This is a genomic window from Pseudomonas sp. MF6747 (assembly GCF_963890955.1).
Classification (GTDB): domain Bacteria; phylum Pseudomonadota; class Gammaproteobacteria; order Pseudomonadales; family Pseudomonadaceae; genus Aquipseudomonas.
In genome coordinates this window covers 1-1,141 of record NZ_CAWPSZ010000039.1, presented here as the reverse complement: position 1 = coordinate 1,141, position 1,141 = coordinate 1, and the positions used below count along the sequence as shown (strand labels likewise).

General features: G+C 51.2%; 2 protein-coding genes. Both read right to left on the bottom strand.

All coding sequences use genetic code 11. The annotated features are described in order from the left end of the window. Positions 1-90: 90 nt before the first annotated feature. Positions 91-327, bottom strand: a complete 237-nt coding sequence (locus AACW30_RS23970) for a hypothetical protein (protein WP_153331005.1) — start codon at positions 325-327, stop codon at positions 91-93. Between the two features lie 255 nt (positions 328-582). Continuing rightward, complete coding sequence (locus tag AACW30_RS23965) at positions 583-1,008, bottom strand: hypothetical protein (protein ID WP_153331004.1); 426 nt, start codon at positions 1,006-1,008, stop codon at positions 583-585. Positions 1,009-1,141 lie beyond the last annotated feature (133 nt).

Below are 1,141 nucleotides of genomic sequence, written 5' to 3'. Positions count from 1 at the left end.
ACGGTGAAGCGCGTCACGACGAGCCGGGGTCGCGGCCCTTGACCTAGGAATATCGCGACCTACGCACAAGCGCATCAGCTGGTATGCGGATCAGATGTCTACAGGGCTCCAGCAAAAGTCACGAACGACAATGACGTTGTTGCCGTAGATGATATGCAGGTCATTTTTTTTGAGCTGTTTTGCGATGTTTTCCATAACCACATCGGCGAGACGTTCTCTGTCGCATATTTTGTAAAACTGAGCCCACTTTAGAGTCATGAACTCATTTCCATTTTTACGAAGTAATTCATTTACTTCCGATGCGATGCTGCTTACTGCCTTGGACATATGACACCCCAAAATGATGCTTGCGCGATTTTTTTGGCGATTCTATATGCCACTAAAAAATAAGCAACAGACTTCTTATGTATTTTTTGCGAGAGTTTTTAAAACGTATTTAAAATATCTTGCAGAATCCTTACAGACACCTTCGGGAAGAAGCATACAGGTGTGTTTGGATCATCAAAAATAGGCAATTAAGAGCCTCGATCGGGGCACGGGTACTTGTTCCCGTGCACTGATCGAGGAGACAAGCGCAGCGCGTCAGACCTGTGCAGCTCGAGCGCGAAGGTCCATAACCTGGCGCGCAGATAGCTTGTGTAGATCCTGGTTGGAAAAGACCAGGAGAACGCGGATCGCTTTGGTTTCTTCGTCCCAGAGCTCTAGGTCGCTCATAAGAAATTGATAATCACCCAGGTATGAGGCCGCCAGATCCCGCGAAAGGGTCCTGTAAGCCTCTCCAGGCGTTTTTAGTGCCGCATTCACTGCGTCGGCTACCGGATCGGTTGCGATGGCCATACCGCCGTTATGGGCCCTCTCAATGGCATGCTCGTTGTACTCAATCGAACCAGCATCAGGGTCGTCTGTGGGATTCCCAGGACAAAGCTTGTCCTCCCAGGGCAGCACGTACTGCGATCTGCCGAGGATGTCCTGCAGAACGTAATCAGAGGGTTTTGCTAGACGCTGCATTGGGCTGCTCCCAGGCGAAAATCGCATGGTAGCGCAGCCTGCTTTGGGCAGCTGAAAGCTGCCTCCAGAGCGGCCACAAGCCGCTCTGATAAACCGGCGTCGAAGACGACGGGAACAGCCAGACAGACGCCAC

Bases quoted from the DNA above. Each gene is read 5' to 3' on its own strand.
- AACW30_RS23970 (WP_153331005.1), bottom strand. From the start codon at position 327: ATGTCCAAGGCAGTAAGCAGCATCGCATCGGAAGTAAATGAATTACTT.
- AACW30_RS23965 (WP_153331004.1), bottom strand. From the start codon at position 1,008: ATGCAGCGTCTAGCAAAACCCTCTGATTACGTTCTGCAGGACATCCTC.